Source organism: Halolamina sp. CBA1230 (genome assembly GCF_002025255.2).
Taxonomy (GTDB): domain Archaea; phylum Halobacteriota; class Halobacteria; order Halobacteriales; family Haloferacaceae; genus Halolamina.
In genome coordinates, this window is the sequence record NZ_CP054587.1 from 563,874 (window position 1) to 588,099 (window position 24,226).

19 protein-coding genes are annotated in these 24,226 nt (G+C 67.9%); 9 read left to right on the top strand and 10 right to left on the bottom strand.

Going from position 1 to position 24,226, the window contains the following annotated elements; genetic code table 11:
• Positions 1–6: 6 nt before the first annotated feature.
• Both B4589_RS02895 and dnaK read left to right on the top strand, forming a co-directional pair.
• Positions 7–651 carry a nucleotide exchange factor GrpE gene (locus B4589_RS02895; RefSeq protein WP_079232859.1) on the top strand — a complete coding sequence of 215 codons (645 nt, stop codon included), beginning with the start codon at positions 7–9 and terminating at the stop codon, positions 649–651.
• A gap of 134 nt (positions 652–785) precedes the next feature.
• Positions 786–2,693, top strand: coding sequence for a molecular chaperone DnaK (gene dnaK / locus B4589_RS02900; protein ID WP_079232860.1), 1,908 nt, complete (start codon positions 786–788; stop codon positions 2,691–2,693).
• Between the two features lie 157 nt (positions 2,694–2,850).
• On the opposite strand, the gene B4589_RS02905 is transcribed toward dnaK, so the two are convergent.
• Positions 2,851–4,023 carry an arginine deiminase family protein gene (locus B4589_RS02905; protein ID WP_158081133.1) on the bottom strand — a complete coding sequence of 391 codons (1,173 nt, stop codon included), beginning with the start codon at positions 4,021–4,023 and terminating at the stop codon, positions 2,851–2,853.
• Positions 4,024–4,121: 98 nt separating this feature from the next.
• Here B4589_RS02905 and dnaJ point away from each other — a divergent pair, with 98 nt between their 5' ends.
• The 4 genes from dnaJ to B4589_RS02925 all read left to right on the top strand — a co-directional run bounded on the left by dnaJ (position 4,122) and on the right by B4589_RS02925 (position 7,900).
• Positions 4,122–5,315: a molecular chaperone DnaJ gene (dnaJ, locus tag B4589_RS02910; RefSeq protein WP_079232861.1), complete on the top strand. Its 1,194-nt coding sequence runs from the start codon at positions 4,122–4,124 to the stop codon at positions 5,313–5,315.
• Positions 5,316–5,364: 49 nt separating this feature from the next.
• Positions 5,365–5,685: a cupin domain-containing protein gene (locus B4589_RS02915; RefSeq protein ID WP_079232862.1), complete on the top strand. Its 321-nt coding sequence runs from the start codon at positions 5,365–5,367 to the stop codon at positions 5,683–5,685.
• 62 nt (positions 5,686–5,747) lie between these two features.
• The gene (locus B4589_RS02920) at positions 5,748–6,521 is read left to right on the top strand and encodes an AMP-binding protein (RefSeq protein WP_079232863.1); all 774 of its coding nucleotides are present in this window, start codon (positions 5,748–5,750) and stop codon (positions 6,519–6,521) included.
• 77 nt (positions 6,522–6,598) lie between these two features.
• Positions 6,599–7,900, top strand: coding sequence for a dicarboxylate/amino acid:cation symporter (locus B4589_RS02925; protein ID WP_079232864.1), 1,302 nt, complete (start codon positions 6,599–6,601; stop codon positions 7,898–7,900).
• Positions 7,901–7,971: 71 nt separating this feature from the next.
• On the opposite strand, the gene B4589_RS02930 is transcribed toward B4589_RS02925, so the two are convergent.
• From B4589_RS02930 to gyrB, 5 genes are all read right to left on the bottom strand, one after another.
• Positions 7,972–9,978, bottom strand: coding sequence for an AMP-binding protein (locus B4589_RS02930; protein WP_079232865.1), 2,007 nt, complete (start codon positions 9,976–9,978; stop codon positions 7,972–7,974).
• A 111-nt stretch (positions 9,979–10,089) separates the two neighbouring features.
• On the bottom strand, positions 10,090–10,686 hold the full coding sequence (locus B4589_RS02935; protein ID WP_079232866.1) for a GNAT family N-acetyltransferase: 597 nt from the start codon (positions 10,684–10,686) through the stop codon (positions 10,090–10,092).
• 60 nt (positions 10,687–10,746) lie between these two features.
• Positions 10,747–11,211 (bottom strand): hypothetical protein, encoded by a 465-nt coding sequence (locus tag B4589_RS02940; RefSeq protein WP_143414256.1) that lies wholly within the window; start codon positions 11,209–11,211, stop codon positions 10,747–10,749.
• 145 nt (positions 11,212–11,356) lie between these two features.
• Positions 11,357–13,840: a DNA gyrase subunit A gene (gene gyrA / locus B4589_RS02945; RefSeq protein WP_079232868.1), complete on the bottom strand. Its 2,484-nt coding sequence runs from the start codon at positions 13,838–13,840 to the stop codon at positions 11,357–11,359.
• On the bottom strand, positions 13,837–15,768 hold the full coding sequence (gene gyrB / locus B4589_RS02950; RefSeq protein ID WP_079232869.1) for a DNA topoisomerase (ATP-hydrolyzing) subunit B: 1,932 nt from the start codon (positions 15,766–15,768) through the stop codon (positions 13,837–13,839). The genes gyrA and gyrB overlap by 4 nt, the downstream gene beginning before the upstream one ends.
• Before the next feature lie 304 nt (positions 15,769–16,072).
• Here gyrB and B4589_RS02955 point away from each other — a divergent pair, with 304 nt between their 5' ends.
• From B4589_RS02955 to B4589_RS02965, 3 genes are all read left to right on the top strand, one after another.
• On the top strand, positions 16,073–18,550 hold the full coding sequence (locus tag B4589_RS02955; RefSeq protein ID WP_079232870.1) for a DNA topoisomerase VI subunit B: 2,478 nt from the start codon (positions 16,073–16,075) through the stop codon (positions 18,548–18,550).
• On the top strand, positions 18,547–19,644 hold the full coding sequence (locus B4589_RS02960) for a DNA topoisomerase IV subunit A (protein ID WP_079232871.1): 1,098 nt from the start codon (positions 18,547–18,549) through the stop codon (positions 19,642–19,644). Before B4589_RS02955 ends, B4589_RS02960 begins: the two co-directional genes overlap by 4 nt.
• 256 nt (positions 19,645–19,900) lie before the next feature.
• A complete protein-coding gene (locus B4589_RS02965) occupies positions 19,901–20,710 on the top strand; it encodes a nucleoside phosphorylase (RefSeq protein ID WP_079232872.1) in 810 nt (269 codons plus the stop codon).
• Here B4589_RS02965 and B4589_RS02970 read toward each other — a convergent pair whose 3' ends face one another.
• From B4589_RS02970 to hisC, 4 genes are read right to left on the bottom strand one after another with little or no spacing between them, the layout of a single operon-like run.
• Positions 20,711–21,589, bottom strand: coding sequence for a class I SAM-dependent methyltransferase (locus B4589_RS02970; protein WP_079232873.1), 879 nt, complete (start codon positions 21,587–21,589; stop codon positions 20,711–20,713). It abuts the gene before it with no gap.
• A gap of 40 nt (positions 21,590–21,629) precedes the next feature.
• Positions 21,630–22,247, bottom strand: coding sequence for a CDP-alcohol phosphatidyltransferase family protein (locus tag B4589_RS02975; RefSeq protein WP_079232874.1), 618 nt, complete (start codon positions 22,245–22,247; stop codon positions 21,630–21,632).
• Positions 22,244–22,780, bottom strand: coding sequence for an adenylate kinase family protein (locus B4589_RS02980; protein WP_079232875.1), 537 nt, complete (start codon positions 22,778–22,780; stop codon positions 22,244–22,246). Before B4589_RS02980 ends, B4589_RS02975 begins: the two co-directional genes overlap by 4 nt.
• Positions 22,777–23,865 carry a histidinol-phosphate transaminase gene (gene hisC, locus B4589_RS02985; protein ID WP_079232876.1) on the bottom strand — a complete coding sequence of 363 codons (1,089 nt, stop codon included), beginning with the start codon at positions 23,863–23,865 and terminating at the stop codon, positions 22,777–22,779. The genes B4589_RS02980 and hisC overlap by 4 nt, the downstream gene beginning before the upstream one ends.
• Positions 23,866–24,226: the final 361 nt, after the last annotated feature.

Sequence of the window (24,226 nt, forward strand, 5' to 3'; positions counted from 1 at the left end):
TCGAACATGAGTGACGACGCCGACGCGGCAGCCGAGGAGCCGACCGACGCCGAGGACGCCGTCGACACCCCGGCGGAGAACGAGGTCGACGACGGCGGGGCCGAGGCTAACGACGGCGAGACTGAGGCTGACGCCGCGGGCGAGGAGGAGCTCGACCGATCGCCCATCGAACGCGTCGCCGAGTACGACGAGGAGCTGGCCGAGGAACTGCGGGAGGAGCGGTCCGACTACGAGGAGCGCATCGACGACCTGGAGAGCAAGCTCACCCGCAAGCAGGCGGATTTCCAGAACTTCAAGAAACGCCAGCAGAAGAAGCTCGAACAGCAGCAGGCTCGCGCGACCGAGGACTTGGTCGAGAGCCTGCTCCCGGTCCGGGATAACCTCGCCCGCGCGCTGGAGCAGGACGGCGACGCCGACATCCGCGAGGGCGTCGAGGGGACGCTCCGCGAACTGGACCGCGTGCTCGACGACGAGGGCGTCGAACGGATCGAGCCCGAACCGGGCAAGGAGCCCGACCCCGAGCGCCACGAGGTGCTGATGCGCGTCGAGAGCGACCGCCCCGCCGGCACCATCGAGGAGCTCTACCGTCCCGGCTACGAGATGGGCGAGAAGGTGATCCGGACCGCACAGGTCACGGTTAGCGAGGAGTAGCGGTCGGACGCCGCTTCGGCATAAATCCTTTCCCACACCCTGCCACCGGCTGACATAACCGCAAGCCGGCGTAGGGACGTTCTGCGGTCGTGAAAGCAACCTTTAACCGATTCAGCCCGGAATACACGACCAAGATGGCGAGCAACAAGATCCTCGGAATCGACCTCGGGACCACCAACTCCGCCATGGCCGTCATGGAGGGTGGAGACCCCGAGATCATCGTCAACAGCGAGGGTGACCGGACCACGCCGTCGGTGGTCGCGTTCTCCGACGACGGCGAGCGCCTGGTCGGCAAGCCCGCCAAGAACCAGGCGATCCAGAACCCCGAAAACACTATCTCCTCGATCAAGCGCCACATGGGCGATGAGGAGTACACCGTCGAGGCCGACGGCGATGAGTACACGCCCGAGCAGATCTCGGCGATGATCCTCCAGAAGCTCAAGCGCGACGCCGAGGAGTATCTCGGCGACGACGTGGAGAAGGCGGTCATCACGGTCCCGGCGTACTTCAACGACAAGCAGCGACAGGCGACCAAGGACGCCGGCGAGATCGCCGGCTTCGAGGTCGACCGCATCGTCAACGAGCCGACGGCGGCGTCGATGGCCTACGGCCTCGACGACGACTCCGACCAGACCGTCCTCGTGTACGACCTCGGGGGCGGGACGTTCGACGTCTCGATCCTCGACCTCGGCGGCGGCGTCTACGAGGTCGTCGCCACCAACGGGGACAACGAGCTCGGCGGCGACGACTGGGACCAGGCGCTGATGGACCACCTCGCCGACGAGTTCGAGAACGAGCACGGGATCGACCTCCGCGAGGACCGGCAGGCGCTCCAGCGGCTGAAAGACGCCGCCGAGGAGGCGAAGATCGAACTCTCGAACAAGAAGGAGACCACGGTCAACCTCCCCTTCATCACCGCGACGGACTCCGGCCCGGTCCACCTCGAGCAGTCGATCACCCGAGCGAAGTTCGAGTCGCTGACCGAGGACCTGATCGAGCGCACCGTCGACCCGACCGAGCAGGCGCTCGAGGACGCCGGCTACGACAAGAACGACATCGACGAGGTGATCCTCGTCGGCGGCTCGACCCGGATGCCGCAGGTCCACGAGCAGGTCGAGGAGCTGGTCGGGCAGGAGCCCAAGAAGAACGTCAACCCCGACGAGGCGGTCGCGCTGGGTGCGGCGATCCAGGGCGGCGTGCTCTCCGGCGACGTGGACGACCTCGTGCTGCTCGACGTGACCCCGCTCTCGCTGGGGATCGAGGTCAAGGGCGGCCTGTTCGAGCGCCTGATCGAGAAGAACACCACGATCCCGACGGAGGAGTCGAAGGTGTTCACCACCGCGGCGGACAACCAGACCTCCGTCCAGGTCCGCGTGTTCCAGGGCGAACGCGAGATCGCCGAAGAGAACGAACTGCTCGGTGAGTTCCAGCTGACCGGCATTCCGCCGGCGCCCGCGGGCACCCCCCAGATCGAGGTCACGTTCAACATCGACGAGAACGGGATCGTCAACGTCGAGGCCGAGGACCAGGGCTCGGGCAACGCCGAGTCGATCACCATCGAGGGCGGCGCCGGCCTCTCCGACGAGGAGATCGACCGCATGCAGGAGGAGGCCGAGCAGCACGCCGAGGAGGACCAGCAGCGCCGCGAGCGCATCGAGGCCCGCAACGAGGCCGAGGGCGCGATCCAGCGCGCCGAGACCCTCATCGAGGAGAACGAGGAGAACGTCGACGACGACGTGATCGAGGACGTCGAGGCCAAGATCGACGAGGTGGAGGAGGTTCTCGACGACGAGGACGCCACCGCCGAGGAGCTCGAGAACGCGACCGAGGAGCTCAGCGACGAACTGCAGGAGATCGGCAAGCAGATGCACCAAGAGCAGGCCGCAGCGGGCGCCGGCGGTGCCGGTGCGGGTGCCGCTGGCGGTCCCGGCGGCGCTGCAGGCGGTCCGGGCGGCATGGGCGGTGAGCCTGACGGCGACGACGACGAGTACGTCGACGCCGACTTCGAGGACGTCGACGAAGACGGCGACAAGGACGAGTAACACGAGTCCGCGGAGCCGTCTTCGTCGATTCGAGGGACGAGCGGAGCGAAGTCCCTCGTGATTTCAGAAAGCGAGCGGAGCGAGCTTTCTGAACCGTACTGGGTAGCGGGAACCACGATGCGGTCTCAGCCCGTCACGGTTTCTGCGGTTCTGCTCTTCACCGACGCTCCAGCGGCACGGTCATGCAGTTGATCCCGCCGGCACCGCGGGTCAGCACCCCCTCCGGGATCCCCTCGCCGTCGGGGAGCACTGTCACACCGCGTTCCTTCAGGCGCTCGATCGTGCCGTTCAGCGCCGGATCGTACTCGCCGTCCTCGTCGGTGCGGTGCATCGGCACGATCGTTCCGTCGTCGACGGTGAGGAAGTTGGCCGCCCAGCGCTCTTTCGGGCCCATCTCGACGATGTCGTACCCCCGATCGCGGAGGTAGTCGAGCGTCGATATCGAGCGGTCGAACGCGTAGCCGTCGACGGTCCGCTCGAACACGTCGACCGTCGCCTCCTTCGCGAGCGTGGTGTCGGTGACCGCCAGCCCCTCCGCGGCGAGGTTACACCAGCCCAGCAGGTGGAGCACGCGCGAACCGATCCCGTGTTGCTCACGGTGGCGCCGATCCGCCGCCAGCGGCGCGCGCACGAGGCCGACCTCGTCGAAGTCGACCGCGCCGGCGTCGAGGAACTCTCGGCCCGCGTCGTAGGTCGTTCGGATCACCTCCTCCGCGCCGTCGATCTCCGCGGAGACGCCCATCAGGGCGAACTCGTCGGCCGGGAGGAACTCCCCGCCCTCGAGCGGGCGGGTCATCTCGTGGGTGAACTCGGCGCCCAGCCCCTCCCATGCTCGGCGGACGATCGGGAGTTCGTCCTGCCGGATCGACTCGCCCATCTCGCAGAGCACCGGCCCCTCGTCGCCGACGACGACGGTGTCGCTCTGGAACAGCGTGTTCGAGATCGGCTCCCGGAGTTCGACGCTCGTGCGGTCGTTCGCCTCCGTGAGCGTAGCCTGCGAGAGCACGAGTTCGAGCGTCTCGCGGGCGTCGAACGCGGCGGTCGCCGACGCCGCGTCGTGTCCGTCGGGCAGGTCGACGTACTCGGCGACGAGGTCCTCGAGCGCGCCCGCGGCGGCGAGGTCGTCGGCGAGCAGGTGGACCTCGACGCCGGCGCGTTCGAGCGCGTCGGTCATGCGCTCGTGCTCCCGTGCGGCCTGCGCGGGCGGCACCGGGGCGTCGAACAGGTTCGTCTCGGGCTCGAGCGCGCCGGGCCAGAGTTCGAGGCCGGGGCGGTGGGCGCGAACGTGGGTAAGGCGATCGTACTCGGCGCGGGCGGTGAACGACGGCATTCGTTCACACATCAGGGCGCAACGCGTTGAACCCATCGCCGAGCTGGGCCGCGAGCCACGCGATTCAAATAGGCCGAGCCAGTTGTTCCCGATAACGAATGAGCGAGGACTTCTACGAGGTGCTGGGAGTCTCGCGGGACGCCGACGAGGACGAGATCCAGCAGGCGTTCCGGAAGAAGGCATCCCAGTACCACCCCGACGTGAGCGACGACCCCGACGCCGAGGAGAAGTTCCGCAAGGCGAAGAAGGCCAAGGAGGTGCTCACCGACGAGGAGAAACGGCAGGCGTACGACCAGATGGGCCACGAACGCTTCGAGCAGGCCGAGAAGCGCGGCGGCTTCGACGAGGGCGCCGGTGGCGGCGGTGCCGGCGGGATGGGCGGCGGCCCGTTCGGCGGCGGCATGGGCGGCGGCATGGGCGGCGGCGGTGGCGGCGGTGGCGGGTTCGAGGACATCTTCGAGCAGTTCTTCGGCGGCGGCCGCGGGGGCGGTCGCGGCGGCGGCAACCGCCCGCAGGCCGGCCGGGACATCCGGACTGGGATGTCCATCACGCTGGAGGATGCGTACGAAGGCGTCAGCAAGGAGTTCACCATCCAGCGCCCCGAGACGTGTCCCGACTGCGACGGCTCGGGCCACCCCGCGGACGCCGACGTGGAGACGTGCCCGGAGTGTGACGGCCAAGGGCAGGTCACACAGGTCCAGCAGACCCCGCTCGGCCGCGTCCAGCAGACCCAGACCTGTCGGCGCTGTGGCGGCGAGGGCGAACTGTACTCCGAGCAGTGTTCGACCTGTGCGGGCGACGGCGTCGTCCGACAGGAGGCCACCCTTCAGGTCGACGTGCCCGCCGGGATCCAGAGCGGGCAGAGCCTCCGGATGGAACGGGAGGGCGCGCCCGGCGAGAACGGCGGCCCGAAGGGCGACCTGCTGATCGAGGTGGAGGTCGAGGACCACCCCGAGTTCGAGCGCGACGGCGCGGATCTGGAGCATCGCCACGCCATCTCGTTCCCGCAGGCCACCTTCGGCGCGACCGTCGAGGTGCCGACGCTCGACGGCCCCGTCGAGCTCGACATCCCCGCCGGCACGCAGTCCGGCGAGCGGTTCCGCCTCCGCAGCAAGGGGATGCCCCGGCTGCGCGGTCGCGGGCAGGGCGACCTCTACGTCGACGTGCAGATCGTCACGCCGGACGACCTGAACGAGGAGCAGCGCGAGGCGCTCGAGCAGTTCGCGGAAGCCGGCGGCGAGGAGGTCGACGTGGATCGCGGGTTCTTCGAGAAGATCCGGAACTCGCTCTGAGCACCGCCGCCGCTCGACTTTTCACGGCAGCGACCCACGACTCACCCGCATGAGTCACGACACCGTCACGTACGACGATGTGGAACCGAAGGCGCCCGGGATGTACTTCCTCCGGGACGCGCTCGACTGTGAGAACCTCGGCGTCACCGTCGTCGAGGCCGACGCCGGCTGGGAGGGGATGGAGCACGCCCACGAGAGCGACGGCCAGGAGGAGGTGTACGTGCTGCTCTCCGGCACGGCGAAGCTCACCGTCGAGGACGACACCGTCGACATGGATCCCGGCGACGCCGTCCGTGTCGACCCCGAGGACTCCCGGATGCTGCTGTTCGAGGCGGACGACTCCCGGATGGTGATCGCGGGCGCGCCGTAGACCCCGGGATCCAGCCGTCGCCGACCGCCGGAGCCTTGCCGCTCCGCGCGACTGTTCTCAGTATGGACGCCGTCGCCGACCTGCTCGCCCGCGACCGCCGCAGCGACCGCGCAGCGCTGGTGGTCGACGGACGCGAGCGGAGCTACCACGAACTGATCACGAACGCGTACAAAGCGGGCAACGTCCTGCGCTACCACGGCGTCGGCGAGGGACGAACCGTCGCCGTCGCGCCCGTCCCCGACCTGCCGCCCGTACTCGCCTTCCTCGGTGCCGCCCAACTCGGCGCCGCCACGCGGTTCGACCCGGAAGCCGGCGCCGATGCCGGCGACCGACTGCTGCTCGTTCCCGCTGCCGAGCAGGCCACCTACGACCCCGCTCCCGGCACCAAACTCGCAGTGTTCGGCGGCGTCGACGGGCGAAGCCCGTCTGCCAATCGGACGCAGTCCGATGACGACGCCGGCGACGCCGAGACCATCGACTGGGCGGAGTCGGTCTGGAGCGAGAACCCGGCGTTCCCACCGACCGAGATCGCCCCCGAGACGCAGCTGCTCGTCGCCGGCGACCGGACGGTGAGCCACGGCGACGCGCTCGCGGCCGCGTCGGAGGTGGCCGACCGCCGCGGGCTCGACGCCGACAGTCGGGTGGTGATCCGGGCGTCGCTCGCCGAGCCGGGCGCCGTCGTCGCCGGCCTGCTCGCGCCGCTGCTCGTCGGCGGGTGTGCCGTGCTCGTGGGGCCGAGCGGGGACGACCCACGCGGTGATCTGGCGGTGACGACGGGGGCCGCCCCGGAGCCGACGGCCGTCGACCCGAACGAGATCTCCCTCTCCAGCCGCTGAACGGCAACGTAGCTAGCGGCCGTGGTCGCCGTCGTACGTTAGTTTAAGTGTCGGTGGGTGAACCGTGCAGTCGACAGATGAGTACAGCTAGCACGTACTGGTCACGCTATCGGTCGGTCCCGATCGTGTATCGTATCGGCGCGGCGTTCGTCCTGGGCTCGATTGTTGGGCTCGCGGTCGGACAGCCGGCGACGCAGCTCCAGCCGCTGGGCGACCTGTTCGTCCAGCTGCTGAGCATGCTGATAATCCCCATCGTCGTGTTCACGCTGTTGATGGGGGCACGCCGGCTGACGCCGAGCAAGCTCGGCAAGATCGGGGGACAGGTCGTGGGGTTGTACGCGATCACGTCCGCGCTCGCGGTGGGGTTCGGCCTGCTCGTCGCGAACCTGATCAACCCCGGCGAGAACCTCGAACTCACGGGCGGGGAGGCGATGGAGGCCGAGGCGCCCGACATCGTCGAAGTGATCCTGGGGATCGTCCCGACGAACTTCATCGGCTCGATGGCCGAAGGCGACATCCTGCCGGTCATCTTCTTCGTCATCGTGTTCGGCTACGCGCTGGCGGTCGTCGAGGAGTCCGACCAGGTCTCCGAACAGGTCCAGGAGGGGATCCAGAGCTTCTACAACCTCGCGGAGGCCGGCGCGGAGGCGATGTTCAAGATCGTCTGGGGCGTGATGGAGTACGGCGTGATCGGCGTGTTCGCGCTGATGGCGGCCGTGTTCGGGCAGGCGGGCGTCGACGCCATCGTCCCGTTCGCGCTGCTGATCCTGACGCTGCTGCTCGCCGTCTCGCTACACATCGCGGTGGTCCACCTCGGCGGGCTGGTGATGCTGCTGGCCGGGCAGTCGCCGATCAAGTTCCTGCGCGGCGGCCGCGACGCGCTGATCACCGCGCTGTCGATCCGCTCCTCGTCGGGGACGCTGCCCGTGACGATGAACAACGCCGACGAGAACCTGAAGATCGACGAGAGCGTCTACAGCTTCTCGCTCCCGCTGGGTGCGACGATCAACATGGACGGCACCGCGCTGTACCAGGGAGTCGCCGCAATATTCGCCGCTAACCTGGTCGGCGTCTCGCTGTCGATCCCCGAGCAGTTCACGGTGGTCGTCGTCGCGGTGCTCGCGAGTATCGGCGCCGCGGGCGTCCCCGGCACGGGGCTGATCATGCTGACGCTCGTGCTGACCCAACTGGGACTGCCGCTGGAGGTCGTCGGCTTCGTCGCGGGCGTGGACCCGATCCTCGACCGCATGCGGACGATGACGAACATCTCCGGCGACCTGTCGGTGACGACGGTCGTCGCGAAGTGGAACAACGCGGTCGACTTCGCCAGCGGGTCCTGGGCCGGCGAGACTGGCGGCCCGTCACCCGCCGACGACTGACGGTGTCGCCGAGGCGAACAGCCGGCGACGACTGACGGTGTCACCGGAGCGAACAGCCAGCGACGATCGAGCTACGACGCGTCCTTCAGCTGCTCGAACGCCTCGGGGTTCTCCATCGAGGAGAGATCCCCCGGGTCCTCACCCTCGTAGGCGGCCTCGATCGCCCGCCGGATCACCTTCCCGGACTGCGTCTTGGGGAACTCCTCGACGAACAGCACCTCGCGGGGGCGGAACGGTTTGCCGTGCTCCTCGCCGACCAGTTCGCGGAGTTCCGCGGCAAGTTCGTCGCTCGGCTCGACGCTCTCCTCGAGGATGACGTAGGTCACGACCGCGGTGCCGGTGGTGTCGTCGGGGACGCCGACCGCGGCGGCCTGGTTCACGTCGTCGTGCTCCACCAGCACGGCCTCGATCTCGGCGGGGCCGACCTTCCGGCCCGCGACGTTGAGCGCGTCGTCGGCGCGGCCGTGGAGGAACCAGAACCCGTCCTCGTCCTTCTGGGCGAAGTCGCCGTGGTCCCAGAGATCCTCCCAGGTCGACCAGTACTCCTCCAGGTAGCGCTCGTCGCCCGACCAGAGGCTCTTGGTCATCGACGGACAGGAGTCACGCGCGACCAGGAACCCGCGCTCGTGGTCCTCCTTCACCGAGTTTCCATCGGCGTCGACGATGTCGATATCCATCCCGAGGCCGGGGCCGCCAAGCGTCCCCGGTTTGAGATCGTTGATCGGCAGCGGCATCAGGAAGCAGCCACAAATCTCGGTGCCGCCGGAGATGTTGATGATCGGCGCCTCGCCGCCGCCGACCTCCTCGTAGAACCACATCCAGGACTCGGGGTCCCAGGGCTCGCCCGTCGAACCGAGCAGGCGGAGGCTGGAGAGGTCGTACTGCTCGACGACGTCGTCGCCGTGCTTGCGCAGCGCCCGGATCGCGGTGGGGGAGACACCGAACGTCGTGATCCCGTGCTCCTCGATCATCTCCCAGAACCGACCGGGGTGTGGGTAGTCGGGCGCACCCTCGTACATGAACGTCGTGCCCGCGAAGTGGTGGTTCCCGATCAGCGTCCACGGCCCCATCATCCAGCCGATGTCGCTGACCCAGAAGAACCGGTCGTGATCCTGCTGGTCGAAGCCGAAGTGGATCTCCTTGGCACACTGGGTCAGCACGCCGGCGTGTGTGTGGATGATCCCCTTCGGCTCGCCGGTCGTCCCCGAGGAGTACAGCAGCATCGACTCCTGGTCCGACGGCAGCGACTTGGTGTCGTACTCGCCGTCCCGCGGCGCGACGGCGTCGGCCCACCACTCGTCGCGCTCGTCGTCCCACGGCACCTTCACGTCCGGGTTCTCGCGGTCCCCCAGTCGGTCGAACACCACGACGTTCTCGACGTGGCCGGCCTGCTCGATCGCCTCGTCGGCGCCCGACTTCAGGCGGACTGGGTCGCCCCGCCGGTAGAACCCGTCGCCGGTGAACAGCACTGTTGGCTCGGCATCGTCGAGGCGGGTCGCCGTCGCCTCGACGCCGAACCCCGAGAAGATCGGCACCGCGATCGCGCCCACCTTGAAACAGCCGTAGAGGATCGAGACGACCTCCGGCACCATCGGCATGTAGAGGCCGACGGTGTCGCCGGTCTCGACGCCGGCGTCCTCGAGGTAGTTCGCGACGCGGTTGGCCTGGCGGTAGAGGTCGTGGAACGTCCGCTCGTCGACCTCGCCGTCCTCACCCTCCCAGATGCAGGCGACCTTGTTGCGCTCGGGGGCGTCGGTCTCGGCGTAGCGGTCGAGCGTGTTGTGCGCGATGTTGATCTCGCCGCCGGGGTACCAGTCGGTGAACTGCGGGCCGTCGCTGTCGTCCCGCACCGTGTCGTACTCCTCGTAGAACTCCACGTCGAGGTAGTCGGGCATCTCGTCCCAGAACCAGTCGACGCCGGACTCGGGCTCGCCCGCGACTTCCGTCGTCGTCCGCTCGATGAGCTCCTCGTAGTCGTCGATGTCGTACGCCTGCATGAACTGCCAGACGTTGGTCGACTCCACGAACTCACGGTCCGGCTCGTGGACCACCTCGTCGAACCCCTCGGTCGCGTCCATACGTCGGGGGTTTTGGTGGAGCGGGGAAGTAACTTACTCGACGACCTTTTGCTGCGCTCGCTCGTTTCACTCGCTCGCTGGCAAAAGCTCGACCAAAAGCCTCGTCACTCCCTACGGTCGCTCCTCGGCCCGCTCGCTCACGTCCGTTCGCTCGCGGTCGGTAATCTGGTCCCCCCACCACTCCTCCCGCAACAGCCCGTAGTGGATCGTGTCGACGTACTCGCCGTCGATGAATCGACCCCGGCGCACACGGCCCTCCTGTTCGAACCCCAGCGATTCGAGCAACCCCCGCGACGCGTCGTTGAACGCGTACGCGATCGCGCCCACCGCCGGGTGGTCGTACGTCGCGAACGTGTAGTCGACCGCGAGGCCGACCGCCTCGCCCCCGTACCCCTCGCCGTGGAACTCGGGGGCGAGCCAGTACGACAGCTCCGGCCGGCGGTAGCTGGCGTCCTCGACGCCGACCCAGCCGACCCGGGTCAGTTCGGACTCCTCGGGCGACCCCGGGCCGGCGTCGTCCAGACAGACGAGGAACTGGTCGTCCTCCGATTCGGCCACGTCGCCGAGTTCGCTCCGGCTCCGCAGCGGGTTCCCGATCGGCACCCGGATCTCCGGGTTGGCCGACGCCCGCTGACAGAACGCGCGGTCCTCCTCCTCGACGGTCCGGAGCGTCACCTGTTCGCCCTGACTCACGCGTGCTCCAGGCATAGCGCTCCCGACCGGCGGTCACGGGATAGGCTTTGTGTGGGCGGGCGATCCGGTGGCCGCCTACCCCATCCACTGCGGTGCGCGGTTGATCTCCTGATCGGAGTGTTCGTGGAGGATCCCGAGCACGTCGTAGATGAACTCGGTGAGCCCCGGCGCGGTCGACGGTTCGAGCGAGATCATCGTCCCCCGGGCATCGCCCTGGAGGAAGTGGACGACGAGCGCGTCGTCGAACGCGCGGATGGAGCAGTATAGCGACCCCACCTCGTAGAGGCTCTCCTGTCTGGTCCGGGAGACGTCCTGAAGGCGGAGGTCGTCGATCACCTCCTCGATGTGGTCGTCGCTGATCGAGTTCGCGACGCTCTCGTCGACCTCGATCATCGCGGCGTCACGATCGTAGTGGGCGACCGCACGCAAGTTCTCGCCGATCGAGTCCCGGAGATACTCGAGCAGCTCCCCGGGGACCTCGTCCGCCACGTCCTCACTGTCCGGTCTATCAGCCCCCTGATCCGAACTCTCCTCGGTCATCAGGCCGAGTACCAGTTCCACGGAGTAAACGTTTACCCGAAAAATCACACACTCGATGAGGGGGCCGCCTGACAACTTCGAACAGTGCGGAAACTCTGAAATGTTTCGACCGCGGACCGGTCGATCCGGGCCGACCCCAGCGGGACTACTCCTCGGTCCCGTCCTCGATCCGCTCGGCGTCGATCACGTCGACGGCGGCCACGCGGTCGTCGCCGTCGAGATCCATCACCGTCACGCCCATCGTGTTCCGGCCGACGATCGAGAGATCCTCGACCGGACAGCGCATGATCTGGCCCGCCTCGCTCATCGTCACGAGGTGGTCGCCCGGCCCGACCGCGTGGAGCGCGGTCACGCCGCCGTTGCGGTCGTTGGTTTTGATGTCGATCAGCCCCTTCCCGTTGCGGGACTGCACGCGGTAGGCGTCGAGATCCGACCGCTTCCCGTAGCCGTTCTCGGTGACGGTCAGCAGCCACGAGGCACGATCCCCGTCGACGCCGGCGACGGCAGCGACCTCGTCGTCGCCTTCGAGGTCGATCCCGCGCACGCCGCGGGCGGTGCGGCCCATCGCGCGGGCCTCCGTCTCGTCGAACCGGATCGACATCCCGTCGCGGCTGGCGATCACCACGTCCTGCGTGCCGTCGGTGACCTCGACGTCCGCGAGCGCGTCACCCTCCTCCAAGCTGATCGCTCGGATCCCCGTCGAGAGGATGTTCTGGAACTCCGAGACGCCGCTGCGCTTGATGTAGCCGCCGCGGGTCACCATCGTGAGGAACTGCTCGTCGGCGTCACCCTCGGTGTGCTCGATATCGTCGGTGTTGACGACGGCCTCGATTCGCTCGTCGTCGTCGAGGTCGAGCAGGTTCACCGCGGACTTCCCGCGGGCGGTCCGGGACATCTCCGGCACCTCGTACGTCTTCAGCTTGTACACCTGCCCGTGGTTGGTGAAACAGAGCAGGTAGTCGTGGCTGTTGGCGACGAACACGGAGGCGACCGCGTCGCCCTCCTTCAGCCCGGTGCCGATGATCCCCTTCCCGCCGCGGTTCTGGGTGCGGAACTCCTCGAGGGACATCCGCTTGATGTAGTCGTCGTCGGTCATCACGACGACCTGCTCGGATTCGGGAATCAGGTCCTCGTGGGTGACCGTGCCGTCGTCCTCGACGAAGCTGGTGCGGCGCTCGTCGCCGTACTCCTCGGCGACCGCTTCGAGTTCGTCGACGATCACCGAGTCCAGCTCCTCGTCGCTGCCGAGGATCGTCTCGAGGCGGTCGATGGTCGCCTGGACGTTCTCGTACTCGTCCTCGATCGCTTCCCGCTCCATCGAGGTGAGCGATCCCAGCTGCATCCGGACGACGTGGGCGGCCTGCTCCTCGCTGAACCCCCACTCCTCCTGGAGCATCGCCTTGGCGTCGTCGCGGTCGTCGCTGTTCCGGATCGCCTCGACCACGTCCTCGGCGTTCTCCAGCGCCTTCAGCCGGCCTTCGAGGATGTGGGCGCGGTCCTCGGCCTCCGCGAGGTCGTACTCGCTGCGCCGGCGCACCACTTCGCGACGGTGCTTGATGTACTCCTGCAGGGTCTCCTTCAGGGTCAGTACCCGGGGTTCGCCGTCGACCAGCGCGAGGTTGATCACGCCGAAGGTGGTCTCGAGGTGGGACTCGAGCAGTTGGTTCTTCACCACCTCGGCCATCGCGTCGCGCTTGAGTTCGATCACGATGCGGATCCCGTCGCGGTCGGACTCGTCGCGCAGATCGCGGATCCCCTCGATCTTCCCCTCGTTCACGTCGTCGGCGATCCGCTCGATCAGCCGCGCCTTGTTCGCCTGGAACGGGAGTTCGGTGACGACGATCCGGCTCGCCTCCTCGTCGACCTTGAACTCGGCGCGCATCCGGACCCGGCCGCGGCCGGTCTTGTACGCCTGGTGGACGCCGTTGCGGCCGACGATGTTGGCGCCCGTCGGGAAGTCCGGCCCCTCGACGTGCTCCATCAGGTCCTCGACGGTCGCCTCGGGGTTCTCGATCAGTTCGACCGTCGCGTCGACGACCTCCCGGAGGTTGTGCGGCGGGACGTTCGTCGACATCCCTACGGCGATCCCCGAACTGCCGTTGACGAGCAGGTTCGGGAACGCGGCGGGCAGCACGTCCGGCTCCGTGAGCCGGTCGTCGTAGTTGCTGGAGAAGTCGACCGTGTCCTTGTCGATATCCTCGAGCAGCTCCTCCGCGATGGGGGACATGCGCGCCTCCGTGTAGCGCATCGCCGCCGGCGGGTCGCCGTCGATGGAGCCGAAGTTCCCCTGACCGTCGACCAGCGGCGCGCGCATCGAGAAGTCCTGGGCCATCCGGGCGAGCGCGTCGTAGATCGCGCTGTCGCCGTGAGGGTGGTAATCCCCCATCGTGGTCCCGACGATCGAGGAGGACTTCCGGTGGCCGGAGCCGGCGGTGATCCCGTCCTCGTGCATCGCGTAGAGGATGCGCCGGTGGACCGGCTTCAGGCCGTCCCGGACGTCCGGTAGCGCCCGTCCCGCGATGACCGACATCGCGTAGTCGATGTAGCTCTGCTCCATTTCGTCTTCGACGCGGACGTGCTCGACCCGATCGGCCGGCTGGTCCCCGTCGTCGGGCGTGTCCGTGCTCATATGTCCACCCACTCGGCGTCGGTCGCGTGCTCCTTGATGAACTGCTTGCGCGGGTCGACGGCGTCACCCATCAGCACCGAGAACATCTTGTCCGCGGCGGCGGCGTCCTCGAGCGTGATCTGCTTCAGCACCCGGTTCTCCGGGTTCATCGTCGTCTCCCAGAGCTGGTCGGGGTTCATCTCGCCCAGCCCCTTGAACCGCTGGACCTGCGTGGGGTTGCCGTCACAGACCTCCTCGACCACGCGGTCCCGTTCCTCGTCGCTCATCACGTCGTACGTCTCGCCGCGGTAGCGGATGCGGTACAGCGGCGGCTGGGTCGCGTACACGTAGCCCGCCTCCAGCAGCGGCTTCATGTGCCGATAGAACAGCGTCAGGAGGAGAGTCCGGATGTGGGCGCCGTCGACGTCGGCGTCGGTCGCCATGATGATCTTCTCGTAGCGACAGTCCTCGATGTCGAACTCCTCGCCGATCCCCGTCCCGACGGCGGTGATGATCGCGCGGATCTCGTCGTTCTCAAGAATGCGGTCGAGCCGGTGTTTCTCGACGTTGAGGATCTTCCCCTTGATCGGCAGCACCGCCTGGAACGAGGAGTCCCGGGCCTGCTTTGCGCTCCCGCCCGCGGAGTCACCCTCCGCGATGAACAGTTCGGCCTCGCTGGGGTCGCGGCTCTGACAGTCCGCCAGCTTCCCGGGGAGGGCGGTCGACTCGAGCGCCGACTTCCGGCGGGTCAGCTCCTCGGCCTTCTTCGCGGCCTGTCGAGCCTTCGCCGCCTCGGCGGCCTTCGCGACGACCTTCTCGGCGGTGTCGGGGTTCTCTTCGAGATACGTCCCCAGTCCCTCGTGGACCGTGCTCTCGACGATCCCGCGGACCTCACTGTTGCCGAGTTTGGTCTTGGTCTGCCCCTCGAACTGCGGGTCGGGGTGTTTGACCGAGACGACGGCGGTCAGCCCCTCGCGGACGTCCTCACCCTTGAGGTTGCCGTCGATGTCGCCGATCAGCCCGTGGTCGTTGGCGTAGTCGTTGATCACGCGAGTGAGCGCGGTTTTGAACCCAGTGAGGTGGGTGCCGCCCTCGCGGGTGTTGATGTTGTTCGCGAAGCTGTGGATCGAGCCCTGAAGCTCCTCGGTCGCCTGCAGCGCCACCTCGACCTGGACGCCCTCCTCCTCGTCCGCGAAGTAGATCACGTCCTCGTGGATCGGCGTCTTGGTCTCGTTGAGGAAGCGGACGAACGCACGGATGCCGCCCTCGTAGCGGAACGTCTCCGACTGGGGCTCGTGTGCCTCGTCGTCGCGTTCGTCGGCGAGTCCGATCTCGACGCCGCTGTTGAGGAAGGCCAGTTCGCGGAGCCGGCTCTGAAGCGTGGAGAACTCGAAGTCGGTGGTCTCGAAGATCTCCTCGTCGGGCCAGAACCGGATCGTGGTCCCGGTGCCCTCGTCGTCCTCGAGGTCACGAACGCGGTCGATGTCGCCCTGGGGCTCGCCGCGCTCGAACTCGTGGCGCCAGACGGCGCCGTCGCGTTTCACCTCGGCGGTCAGGCGCTGGGCGAGCGCGTTCACCACGCTCACGCCCACGCCGTGGAGCCCCCCGGAGACCTGGTAGGACTTGTTGTCGAACTTCCCCCCGGCGTGGAGGACGGTCATGATGACCTCCAGCGCCGGCCGGTCGTACTCCTCGTGGGTGTCGACTGGGATCCCCCGGCCGTCGTCGGTGACGGAGACGGAGCCGTCCTCGTGGATGGTCACCCCGATGCTGTCGCAGTGACCAGCTAACGCCTCGTCGATGGCGTTGTCGACGACCTCGTAGACGAGATGGTGGAGCCCACGGTCGTCGGTGGACCCGATGTACATGGCGGGGCGCTTGCGGACGGCCTGGAGACCCTCCAGGACCTGAATCTGGCCCGCGCCGTAGTCGGCGTTCTCTTCTGACATAGCGCGTACTAGGTGAGAGGCGCCCCCGCGGGATAAAGGGCTCGCACGCGCGCGGGGGCGCGTGAACGAAAAATAGCTGCAAGCGTAGCGAAGTTCGATAAATCCGAAATCGATCCGCCGGAACGGAAAAGAGAGTTCGGGGGCGGAGCGGAGCGGGTCGAACCGGGCAGTGTCGGGGTGCGCGCGAGAACGGTGGTGGAACGAAAGGGTGTGAGGGGTCGATGTCGTGTCCGCCTCCCGGAGTTTCAGTTCCACCGAGCTACGAAAGGGACTTTACGTGGGGGACGGGTAGCCCGAGTACAGAATGACCTCGCAGCAGACGACACTCGGCGAGGGCGCCACCACGGCCGAGGAGTTGGCCGAGGGCCAGCGCGAGATCTCCATCGCCGAGTTCTTCGAGAAGAACAAACACATGCTCGGGTTCGACTCGGGCGCCCGGGGGCTGGTGACGGCGGTGAAGGAGGCCGTCGACAACGCCCTCGACGCGACCGAGGAGGCCGGCATCCGGCCCGACATCTACGTCGAAATCCGGGAGGTCGGGGATTACTACCGGCTCGTCGTCGAGGACAACGGGCCCGGGATCACCAGAGAGCAGCTCCCCAAAGTGTTCGGGAAGCTGCTGTACGGCTCGCGGTTCCACAAGCGCGAGCAGGCACGTGGCCAGCAGGGGATCGGGATCTCAGCCGCTGTACTGTACTCCCAGCTGACTTCCGGCAAGCCCGCGAAGATCACCTCCCGCACCGAGGGGAGTACGGAGGCGGAGTTCTTCGAACTCATCATCGACACCGACAGCAACGAGCCGGAGATCCAGACCGCCGAGACCACCTCCTGGGACCGCAGCCACGGGACGCGGATCGAACTGGAGATGGAGGCGAACATGCGCGCCCGGAGCCAGCTCCACAACTACATCAAACACACCGCGGTCGTCAACCCCCACGCCCGGATCGAACTCCGGGAGCCGGGGCTCGACGAGCCGCTGAAGTTCGAGCGCGCGACCGACCAGCTCCCCGCGGAGACGAAGGAGATCCGCCCCCACCCCCACGGCGTCGAACTCGGGACGCTGATCAAGATGCTCGACGCGACGGATTCGTACTCCGTCTCGGGGTTCATGCAGGAGGAGTTCACCCGCGTCGGGAAGAAGACCGCCGACAGCGTCGTGGACAGCTTCCGCGACCGCCACTTCGGCCGCGAACTCGGCTGGCCCGCCCGCAACGGCGCGCCCGCCGCAGACGTTGCGGCCGACGTCGAGAGCGCCCTCCGCGAGGCCGTCTCCAACAAGGGCGCCGACGCGACTGACACGTTCGCCGAGCGCGTCGCGAACAGCCTGACAGAACGCGAACGGACCACCTACTCCCAGTTAGTCGACATCGTCGGCACCGTCGCCGACGAGGTGGGCGCCGAGACGGGCAAGACGTTCGGCTCGACGGTCCGGGAGAACGCGGTCGGAGCCGCGTGGGCGGAGCTGGTCAGGTTCGAAGGCTCGCCGGCAACGGGAGCCGGCGAGGACGACACCGACGAGGAAGAGGGCCTCGACCGGCTCACCCCCACGCTGTACGAACTGGTCGACGACGCCACCTCGACGCGGAAGGACGACGCCGCGGTCCACGGCCTCGCGGAGCGACTGGCCGAACGACTGGTCGGCCGCGAGGACGGGCCGAGCCGGATGCGTCTCACCCTCGACGACCTGAAAGCGCTGGTCGACGAGGCCGCCGACACCACCGAGGAGTACGACGAGGAGACGTTCGGCGACACCGCCCGCGAGAACGTCGTCGAGTCGCTCTGGTCGCGGATGGAGACCGTCCCGGACGACCCGCCGAACGTCAACGAGATCGCCGGCGACCGCGACACTGCCTCCGAACTGCTGGAGGCGATGCGGGAGACCGACATCCTCTCGCCGCCGACGGACTGTCTCGCCCCGATCACTGACGAGCTGGTCGAGGCGGGGCTCAAGAAGGAGTACGATGCGGACTTCTACGCCGCCTCGACGCGCGACGCCGAGGTCCACGGCGGCGACCCGTTCGTCGTCGAGGCCGGGATCGCCTACGGCGGCGATATCCCCGCCGACGGGAGCGTCGAACTGCTGCGGTTCGCCAACCGCGTGCCGCTGGTGTACCAGCGCGGGGCGTGTGCGACCACCGACGTGGTGAAACGCATCGGCTGGCGGAACTACGGGCTGGATCAGCCCGGCGGCTCGGGGATGCCCTCGGGGCCGGCGGTGATCTCGATCCACGTCGCCTCGACGAACGTCCCGTTCACCAGCGAGTCGAAGGACGCGCTGGCGAGCGTCCCGGAGATCGAGGACGAGATCGAACTCGCGATCCGGGAAGCTGCCCGCGAACTCAAATCCTACCTCAACAAGCGCCGCTCGATGGCCAAGCGCCGGGAGAAGCAGGACGTGCTCGGGCGGATCCTCCCCCAGATGGCCGAGAAGGTCGCCGAAGTCACGGGCCGCGAGCACCCAGACATCGAGGGCGCGATGGCCCGGATCATGAACAACGTCGGCATCGACCGTGAACGCGACGGGGAGACGGTGACGCTGATCGTGGAGAACCACTCCGACCGGAACGAGAGCCTGGAGATCACCGAGATCGTCTCCGCCGAGCCCGACGGACTGCCCGACGGCGTCGACGCGATCGAGATGGACGACGAGTGGTTCGTGAACTGGAACCCCGACGTGGGGTCGGGTGAGACGGTCGAACTGGAGTACAGCCTGCCGACAGACGCCGACGCCGACGCGACCGTCGACGGCGTCGACGCCGAGAAACTCACGGTGAACGCATGAGCACGAAGGACCTGAGCGACGAGGAGGCACGGGAACGGCTGATCGACCTGGCCGCGGACTTTTATGACCAGTTCGCGGCCGGCGAGATCCCCCGGATGGAGCTCCCCACCCGGACGAAGAGCAACATCGAGTACGACCCCGAGAAGAACGTCTGGGTGTACGGCGACCGGAAATCCACCCGCTCGGCCAACTCGGTCAGCGGGGCGCGGAAGCTGCTGAAGGCCGCCTACACCATCGAGTTCCTCGCGAACCAGTTGGACGATGACCGCTCCTCGACGCTGCGAGAGCTCTACTACCTCTCGGAGTCGTGGGACAACGAGGAGGCCCAGTTCAACGGCCAAGACGAGTCGAACAACCTCGTCGAGGATCTGGAGATCATCACGGGCGTCACCCGCGAGGACTTCCACATGCGCCCGGAGGAGTCGGGCGCGACCCTGATGGGGCCGCTGGAGCTCCGCGAGCAGACCCGCCGCGGCGAGCGGGAGATCCACTGCCAGCTCGACGTCGGCGAAGGCGGCTACCAGATCCCCAACAACCCGGACACGATCGAGTTCCTCGACCACGACATCGACTTCGTGCTCTGTGTCGAGACGGGTGGGATGCGGGACCGCCTGATCGAGAACGGGTTCGACGACGAGTACAACTGCCTGATCGTCCACCTCAAGGGACAGCCCGCCCGCGCGACCCGTCGGATCACCAAGCGACTCCACAACGAACTGGATCTGCCGGTCGTGGTGTTCACTGACGGCGACCCGTGGTCCTACCGGATCTACGGCTCGGTCGCGTACGGCTCGATCAAGTCCGCCCACCTCTCGGAGTACCTGGCGACGCCGGAGGCCGAGTACGTGGGGATCCGTCCGCAGGACATCGTCGACTACGACCTGCCGACGGATCCGCTGGCGGACTCGGACGTGAACGCGCTGGAGTCCGAACTCGACGACCCGCGCTTCCAGACCGAGTTCTGGGAGGAACAGATCGAACTCCAGTTGGACATCGGGAAGAAGGCCGAACAGCAGGCGCTGGCGTCGCGGGGGCTGGACTTCGTGACTGATACGTATCTGCCCGAACGGCTGGAGACGATGGGCGTGCTGTAAGGGCCGCTTCCGCTTTTTCGTTCTTTGCGGCGTCAGTCGGTCGTTCTCGCCCGCTTCGTCAGTAGCTTGCTCCCTCTCCCAGACACGGGAAACGATATCGTCAATAGTGATTTACAGCATCTCTCGAGTATCGAACTGACCGTCCGAATAAGCACCAACTGAACCGGATCGTTCCTCCCAAACACTGCGAGGAACCTAGAACGCCACCGCCAGCGAACGACAGCCTTACGCCCTCGGTACTCGGACTCTCGTGGGTATGTCCGACGCCTCCGACGAGATGCAGTACCACGTCGAACTCGAACCCGGCGACGTCGCCGACAGCGTGCTGCTCCCCGGCAACCCCGAGCGGGTCGACAAGGTCACGCCGCTCTGGGACGACCACGAGGAGGTCGCCCACCACCGCGAGTACCGCACCGCGACGGGCAGCTACGACGGCGCACCGATCTCCGTCACCTCCACCGGGATCGGTTCGCCCTCCGCCGCCATCGCCGTCGAGGAGCTGGCCCGCGTCGGCGCGGACACGTTCATCCGCGTCGGCTCCTGTGGCGCGATCCAGCCCGAAATGGACGTCGGCGACCTGGTGATCACCCGCGGCGCCGTCCGGCAGGAGGGGACGAGCAAGGAGTACGTCCGCGAGGACTACCCCGCCGTCGCCGACGAGGAGGTCGTCTCCGCGCTGGTCGCCGCCGCCGAGCGACTGGGCCACGACTACCACGTCGGGCTCACGATGTCCGCGGACTCCTTCTACGCCGGCCAGGGCCGCGAGGGGTTCGAGGGGTTCGAAGCCGCCGGGAGCGAGGACCTCGTGGAGGACCTGCAGGAGGCGAACGTGCTGAACATCGAGATGGAGGCCGCCGCGGTCTGTACGCTCGCGAACGTCTACGGCCTGCGGTCGGGTGCGATCTGTTCGGTGTTCGCGAACCGCACGACGGGCGAGTTCATGACCGAGGGCGAGTCCGTCGCCGCCGAGACGGCGAGCCTGGCGGTGAAGCTGCTCGCGAAGATGGACGAAGTGAAGGCGGAGGCGGGCGCGGACCGCTGGCACGCCGGGCTGAGTCTGGACTGATTAGCGCGCGATCGCCCAGAATCGGACGCTCTGGGGCACTTTCCACAGCACGTCCGGCTTATCACTCTCTTCAGGGTCGTTGTGTTCCACTTCGTGGTTGTGGTGTTCGAGCAGTCGCCGAACCTCGAAGCCGGCGTCGACGAGGCCGTTGTGGAGGTCCGCAACCGTCCGGTCGAAGACGGTCAGCGTCTCCTCGTAGTTCTCGTCGATCACGATCTCACGCGGCCCCGGATCGACGTAGCTCTCCGCGAGCGTTCCCGTCTCAGGGTCCAGCGCCTCGTTGAGCGGGTGCATCACGCTGAACACGAACACGCCGCCCTCGCGGAGGACGCGGTGGGCCTCCGCGAACGCGCGATCCACGTCTTCGACCATCTGGAACGCCGCCTCCGAGGAGGCCACGTCGAAGCGGTCGTCCGGCAGCGGGAGGTCGGTCACGTCGCCCTGCACGAACCGCGCGTCGACGTCACCAGAACGCGAAGCGTTCTGGTTGTCACCGGAAGCCGTCGGCTTCCGGTTGCCCGAGGGACGTAGTCCCTCGATGGCAGACGAGAGCCTGTGGCTCTCGTCGACGCCGTACTCGTCGCGGAGCTGTCTGGCGTACCGGAGCTGTTCGCCCGAGAAGTCCACGCCGACGACCGGATCGGCGCCCAGTTCCGCGGTGCCGACGCTCCCCTGCCCGCCGCCGCAGCCGAGTTCGACGTACGATTTCCCCTCGACGCTCTCCAGAATCTGCGGTTGTGGGCCGCCGGGAGCGTCTTCGGCGAACGGGGAGGGTGCGGGTGGAAGCTCACCTTCGTCGGTGTCCGAGCGCCAGATCGCCTGGAAGTCGTCACTCCACTCGTCCCAGGCTCGTCGGTTCGACTGACGGAGGTCGCTCACTCGCGAGGCTGTGCGGGGTGGCGTAAAGGGTCTTGTGGGCTCAGGAGAGATCCGACCACGCGCCCCAGAACCGCTGGAGTGCGGTCAGGTGGCCTACGACCGCAAAGAGGACGAGCAGCAGTTCGACCGCGCCGAAGCCCGCGACCAGTTCGCCGGGCAGGACGAACGCGACGACGCCGACGATCCCCACCAGTGCGAGGCGATCCGCGCGGCCGAGCAAGCCGCCGTACTCCCGGCCGAGCCCGACCGCCTGAATCTGTGTGCCGAGGTAGGACGTCAGCAGCACGCCCGTCACCGCGAGCAGACCCAGCGCGTACGCGTCGGCGCCCGCTGCGAGCCCCGCGATGATGATCACGTCCGCGTAGCGGTCGAGCACGTGGTCCAGCAGGTCGCCGCCCTTCGAGTCGGTGCCGAGGCTGCGGGCCAGCGCGCCGTCGACGAGGTCGAGCCAGCCGTTCGCGAACACGAAGAAGCTGGCCGCGAGGTAGAGCCACGTCGGCCCCTGCCCGCCCGCGAGCGCGAACGCGCCGCCCGCGGCGCCGGCGAACACGAACGCGATCACGCTCACGCCGTCGGGAGTGAGTCCCAGCGCCTCCGCGGCGTCGACGAACGGCACGAGCAGGCGGTCCGCGATCTCGCGGTACTGATCGAGCGTCACAGCGCCCCCGTGAAGTCGACCGTGCCGGCCGAGGGCTCGCGCTCGCCGCGCAGCACGGCGACCACGTCGTCGACGACGGCCTCGACCGGCCGGTCGCTGGTGTCGATCTCGTACACGTTCGCCTCCCCGTACGTCCGGACCGCCTCGCTGAGCACGATGTCCAGCGCCTCGCTCTCGACGTTCTCGGCGATCTTCGCCTCGGGTTCCTCGCGTTCGCGCAATCGCTCCTCCAGTTCGTCGGGGTGACAGCGCAGCACGATCGCCGCGTCCGCGTCGAGATGGTGGGCGAGGTGGGAGTCGACTAGTCCGGACCAGTCGCCGAGGTACTCGTCGATCGCGTCGAGGTCGGCGACGAGCGAGCCGCGCTGTTCGTCCTCGCCCTCGTGGAGCCCCTCCTCGCGGATCAGGTCGTTGAGGTGGTGAACGTCGATATCGAGGCGTTGGCCGACCGCGTCGGCGACCGTGGTCTTGCCGGTCCCGGGCGTCCCCGTGAGCGCGACGCGGTCGAACGCGATCTCGTTGCTCCCGCTCATGCCGTCGCCTCCAACTCGGCGAGCACGTCGTTCAGCGTCTCGACCGCCCGACGGGTCTCCGCTTCGGTCCCGCAGGAGAGCCGGATACAGCCCGGCAGGCCGAACGAGCTACAGTCCCGGACGATCACACCCTCCCGCTGTGCGGCCTCCGCGACGGCGCTCCCGTCGCCCACTTCACAGAGCACGAAGTTCCCCTCGCTGTCGAACGTCGGCGCGTCGAGATGTTCGCTGATGTGCTCGCGGGCCCACCGCGCGCTCTCGACGGATCTCTCGACGTGTTCGTCGTCGTCCAGCGCGGCCATCGCGGCCCGCAGCGCCGCCTCGCTGGCGGCGAAGGGCGTGGAGACCCTCGCGTACGCGTCGCCCCACGCGGCGGGGACGAGCGCGTAGCCGATCCGCAGGCCGGCCAGCCCGTACGCCTTCGAGAACGTCCGCAGGATCGCGAGGTTCTCGTAGTCGTCGAGCAGGTCCGTGGCGGAGGGTTCTTCGGAAAACTCGCCGTACGCCTCGTCGATCACGACCAGCGAGTCGTCGTCGACGCCGCCGAGGAGCGCTTCGACCTCCTCGCGGACCATCGTCGCCCCCGTGGGGTTGTGCGGCGACGTGACGAACACCATCCGCTCGCCGTCGTAGGCGTCGAGCACCGTCTCGGCAGTCATATCGAACCCGTCGGCCTTCGAGAGTTCGTAGGTGTGCACGTCGCCGTGGTGGTAGCGCGCGCTCATCCCGTAGTAGGAGAAGCCGGGGTCGGGGACGAGCACGGGATCCTCGGGGTCGAGCATCGCTCGGGAGAGATAGTCGATGGCGCCGTCGGCGCCGGGGCTGACCCAGACCTGCTCGGTGTCGAGGTCCCAGTTCTCGGCGAGGTCCGCGGTGAGGTCGGTGTGGGCGGCTTTCGGGTAGACGGAGATCTCCTCGGCCGCGCCGCGGACGGCGTCGACGGCCGCGGGGCTGGCGCCGTGTGGGTTCTCGTTCGAGGAGAGCTTCACGAGCTCGTCGGGATCGAGGCCGAGGTCGCGGGCGACCTCCTCGACCCCCCGGCCGGGGACGTACTCGACGTGGGCGGAGAGGTCCCGTGGTTGCATATCGCGACGTTCTCGGTGATGGGGGATAAGGCTCCCGCCCTCGGTCTGGACGTTGTTCTGTGTGGATTCGTCGGGCGGGTGAAAATCGGTTCAGGACTTGGCGATTACCGCGACGGCAACAGCATCTCGATGCTTGACCACTTGTGACCGCAGGGTGCCGGGCACGAGGCCCGGCACGGTATGGAGTCCCCACCCCTCCCCCCGCGCTCGCGACCGTTGCGAGCGCGAGGCGTCCACCGCCACCGCACCGCCGTAGCTGTCGGCGCGAAGCGCGAGTCCCTCCGTGGACGAGCAGGCGCGAGGGACGAATGAGCGAAGCGAGTGAGTCGGCTGGGGAGGTCTGTGGGCTGTGCGGGGCGGT

Excerpts from the sequence above, each read along its gene's own strand:
- B4589_RS02895 (WP_079232859.1), top strand. The coding sequence starts at position 7 with ATGAGTGACGACGCCGACGCGGCAGCCGAGGAGCCGACCGACGCCGAG.
- B4589_RS02980 (WP_079232875.1), bottom strand. The coding sequence starts at position 22,780 with ATGAGCGGGAGCAACGAGATCGCGTTCGACCGCGTCGCGCTCACGGGG.
- dnaJ (WP_079232861.1), top strand. The coding sequence starts at position 4,122 with ATGAGCGAGGACTTCTACGAGGTGCTGGGAGTCTCGCGGGACGCCGAC.
- dnaK (WP_079232860.1), top strand. The coding sequence starts at position 786 with ATGGCGAGCAACAAGATCCTCGGAATCGACCTCGGGACCACCAACTCC.
- B4589_RS02905 (WP_158081133.1), bottom strand. The coding sequence starts at position 4,023 with ATGCCGTCGTTCACCGCCCGCGCCGAGTACGATCGCCTTACCCACGTT.
- B4589_RS02960 (WP_079232871.1), top strand. The coding sequence starts at position 18,547 with ATGAGCACGAAGGACCTGAGCGACGAGGAGGCACGGGAACGGCTGATC.
- B4589_RS02920 (WP_079232863.1), top strand. The coding sequence starts at position 5,748 with ATGGACGCCGTCGCCGACCTGCTCGCCCGCGACCGCCGCAGCGACCGC.
- B4589_RS02930 (WP_079232865.1), bottom strand. The coding sequence starts at position 9,978 with ATGGACGCGACCGAGGGGTTCGACGAGGTGGTCCACGAGCCGGACCGT.
- hisC (WP_079232876.1), bottom strand. The coding sequence starts at position 23,865 with ATGCAACCACGGGACCTCTCCGCCCACGTCGAGTACGTCCCCGGCCGG.
- B4589_RS02955 (WP_079232870.1), top strand. The coding sequence starts at position 16,073 with ATGACCTCGCAGCAGACGACACTCGGCGAGGGCGCCACCACGGCCGAG.
- B4589_RS02935 (WP_079232866.1), bottom strand. The coding sequence starts at position 10,686 with ATGCCTGGAGCACGCGTGAGTCAGGGCGAACAGGTGACGCTCCGGACC.
- B4589_RS02925 (WP_079232864.1), top strand. The coding sequence starts at position 6,599 with ATGAGTACAGCTAGCACGTACTGGTCACGCTATCGGTCGGTCCCGATC.
- gyrA (WP_079232868.1), bottom strand. The coding sequence starts at position 13,840 with ATGAGCACGGACACGCCCGACGACGGGGACCAGCCGGCCGATCGGGTC.
- B4589_RS02965 (WP_079232872.1), top strand. The coding sequence starts at position 19,901 with ATGTCCGACGCCTCCGACGAGATGCAGTACCACGTCGAACTCGAACCC.
- B4589_RS02915 (WP_079232862.1), top strand. The coding sequence starts at position 5,365 with ATGAGTCACGACACCGTCACGTACGACGATGTGGAACCGAAGGCGCCC.
- B4589_RS02940 (WP_143414256.1), bottom strand. The coding sequence starts at position 11,211 with ATGACCGAGGAGAGTTCGGATCAGGGGGCTGATAGACCGGACAGTGAG.
- gyrB (WP_079232869.1), bottom strand. The coding sequence starts at position 15,768 with ATGTCAGAAGAGAACGCCGACTACGGCGCGGGCCAGATTCAGGTCCTG.